Source organism: Streptomyces lushanensis, from assembly GCF_001700515.1.
Classification (GTDB): domain Bacteria; phylum Actinomycetota; class Actinomycetes; order Streptomycetales; family Streptomycetaceae; genus Streptomyces; species Streptomyces lushanensis.
The window spans coordinates 1-2,913 of sequence record NZ_MAUD01000426.1 but is presented as its reverse complement, the minus strand read 5'-3'; the positions used below and the strand labels follow the sequence as shown (position 1 = coordinate 2,913).

Here is a 2,913-nt window from a genome sequence, read left to right as displayed (position 1 = left end):
GTTGGGGCGTGCCTGGGGCGCGCCGGGGTGTCGCGCCGGGGGCGGGAGTGGGCGGCGGAAACGGTGACCTTACCTGCGAAGCGCAGGCAGGTAACAGGTGGTGGCTAGTGTCCGGCCCGGTCGAAGCACATGGCAGGGCTGGTCCGTCCGACTCCGTCCTACTCCTTCTCTTCTCCGCCCGTCCCCCCTTCCGCCGGTCGCGGCTTCTGTGCCGTGGGGACGGTTCTCGCGTACGACCCATGCACGGCACGACACGCACGGCACTCCGCGTGCGGCCTGCCCGACCTGTGATGAGCACCGCCCTGAACAGTCCTCACCTCACTCTCCCCAGGAGGCGCGGCATGAGCAGCGAGCCACAACTGATAGCTCCCGGCAGCGGTCAGGAGCCCGCGACACCGGAGACGGGGTCGGGACGGACGGGTCCGGCGGGTCCGGACGATCCGGCGGGTCCGGACGGTCCCATGGGCCGGCGCCCGGCGCCTTCCGACGACAACGCGTCTCCCGTCGGCCCCGCCGCCAGTGAGACCCTTGAGGACTACACCCTCCGCTTCGCGCCCCGCGGTTACCGCCGCTGGACGCCCATGGTCGTGGCCACCACCGCGCTGGGCGGCATCGCGTACCTCGCCGACTTCTCCATCGGCGCCGGTATCGGCTTCACCCACGGCACCGGCAACGCGCTGGCCGCCATCGCCCTCGCCGCGGCCGTCATCTTCGTCACCGGTTTCCCGCTCGCGTACTACGGCGCGCGGTACAACATCGATCTGGACCTGATCACCCGTGGTTCCGGATTCGGCTACTACGGCTCGGTCCTGACCAGTGTCATCTTCGCCAGTTTCACCTTCATCTTCTTCGCCCTCGAAGGCTCGATCATGGCGCAAGGGCTGAAACTGGGGCTGGGCCTGCCCCTGTGGGCGGGCTATCTGGTCTCCACCGTCATGGTCATTCCCCTGGTCGTCTACGGCATGAAGGCGCTCAGCAAGCTCCAGGTCTGGACGACACCCGTATGGCTTCTGCTGATGGCGGGCCCGCTCATCTATCTGATCGTCACCGATCCGGGCACGGTGGAGCGGTGGCTGTCGTACGCCGGTACCGACGGGGAGGGGTCCGTCAACACCGCCTCGGTGCTGCTCGGCGCGGGAGTGTGCCTGTCCCTGATCGCGCAGATCGGCGAGCAGATCGACTACTTGCGCTTCATGCCCCCCAGGACCGAGGCGAACCGGCGCAGCTGGTGGGCGGCGGTGGTCATGGCCGGTCCCGGCTGGGTGGTGCTCGGGGCGCTCAAGCAGGCCATGGGGGTGTTCCTCGCCGTATACGTTCTCTCCGAGGTGGGACCGGCCGCCGCCACCGAGCCCATCCAGCAGTTCCGTGGCGCCTTCGACGCGATGATGCCGTCCTGGCTGGTCGTCCCGCTGGCGGTGGTCCTTGTCGTGATCAGCCAGATCAAGATCAATGTCACCAACGCCTACTCGGGATCACTGGCGTGGACCAACTCCGTCACCCGCGTCTCCAAGCACTATCCGGGGCGGATGGTCTTCGTCCTGGTCAATCTGGCGTTCGCGCTGATCCTGATGGAAGCGGACATGTTCAGCTTCCTGAACACCATCCTGGGCTTCTACTCCAACTGCGCGATCGCCTGGGTCGTGACCGTCGCCACCGACATCATGGTCAACAAGTACCTGCTCAAACTCTCGCCGCTCGTACCGGAGTTCCGCCGGGGCATGCTGTACGCGGTCAACCCGGTCGGTGTCGTGGCCTTCACCGCCGCCTCGGGACTGTCCATCGCCATGTACTTCCACGTCCTGGGCGACGCGCTGCAACCGTACTCGGCGGTTGCCGCCGCCCTGATCGCGTTCGTCCTCACGCCGCTGATGGCGGTGGCCACCAGGGGCCGCTACTACCTGCGGCGCACCGACGACGGCCTCGCCGAACCGCTGCTCGACGCGGACGGCAACCCGAGCGCCGTCCCGTACGAGTGCCACGTCTGCCACCAGCAGTTCGAACGCCCCGACGTGGCCGCGTGCCGCACGCACGACGCGGTGGTCTGCTCGCTCTGCCTGAGCACGGACAAATCAGGCACCCACGTACTCCCCGCCGCCCCCGCCTGACACACAGGCCCGCACCTGCCACGCCCCCCGGGCTCCGCCGCGCAACATCCGCCGGTCGGAGCCGGGGCCGCGGTGGGTGGTCAGGGCTGGGTCTTCGCCACGCCTATCGGGCAGGAGACGCCCGTGCCGCCGAGGCCGCAGTAGCCCGCGGGGTTCTTGTCGAGGTACTGCTGGTGGTAGTCCTCGGCCGGGTAGAAGGTGCGGCCCGTCGACGGGAGGATCTCCGTGGTGATCGTGCCGTGGCCGGAGCCGGTCAGGACCTGCTGGTAGGCGTCGCGGGAGGCGTCCGCGGCCTCCGCCTGGGCGGGGGAGTGGGTGTAGACCGCGGAGCGGTACTGGGTGCCCACGTCATTGCCCTGGCGGAAGCCCTGGGTGGGGTTGTGGGACTCCCAGAAGAGCTTCAGCAGCTCGGCGTACGAGATCACCTTGGGGTCGTAGACCACGCGGACCGCCTCGGTGTGGCCCGTAAGGCCGGAGCAGACCTCTTCGTAGGTCGGGTTCGGCGTGGTGCCGCCCTGGTAGCCGACGAGCGTCGTCCAGACGCCCTCCTGCTGCCAGAACGTGCGCTCGGCGCCCCAGAAACAGCCCAGGCCGAAGTCGGCGACCTCCAGGCCCTGCGGATACGGGCCGAGCAGGGGGTTGCCGAGGACCGTGTGGCGGGAGGGCACCGGATAGCCGCGCTCGGGGCGGCCGGGCAGGGTCTCTTCCGGGGTGGGAAGCTCGGGGGTGCGGCGGGTCAGGAACATCTCAGGTCTCCTCGGCTGTGGGGTCCTGCTCTCACAACGTACCGGCCGCCCCGGACATTCCG

General features: G+C 69.0%; 2 protein-coding genes. One reads left to right on the top strand and one right to left on the bottom strand.

Translation table 11 applies throughout. The annotated features are described in order from the left end of the window. The first annotated feature begins 461 nt into the window (after window positions 1-461). Entirely contained in the window at window positions 462-2,105 is a 1,644-nt protein-coding gene (locus BFF77_RS28570; protein ID WP_066955513.1) for a purine-cytosine permease family protein, read from the top strand. A gap of 80 nt (window positions 2,106-2,185) precedes the next feature. Here the strand turns inward: BFF77_RS28570 and msrA are convergent, their stop codons facing one another. Next, a complete protein-coding gene (gene msrA, locus BFF77_RS28565; RefSeq protein ID WP_066955509.1) occupies window positions 2,186-2,851 on the bottom strand; it encodes a peptide-methionine (S)-S-oxide reductase MsrA in 666 nt (221 codons plus the stop codon). Between the last annotated feature and the right edge of the window lie 62 nt (window positions 2,852-2,913).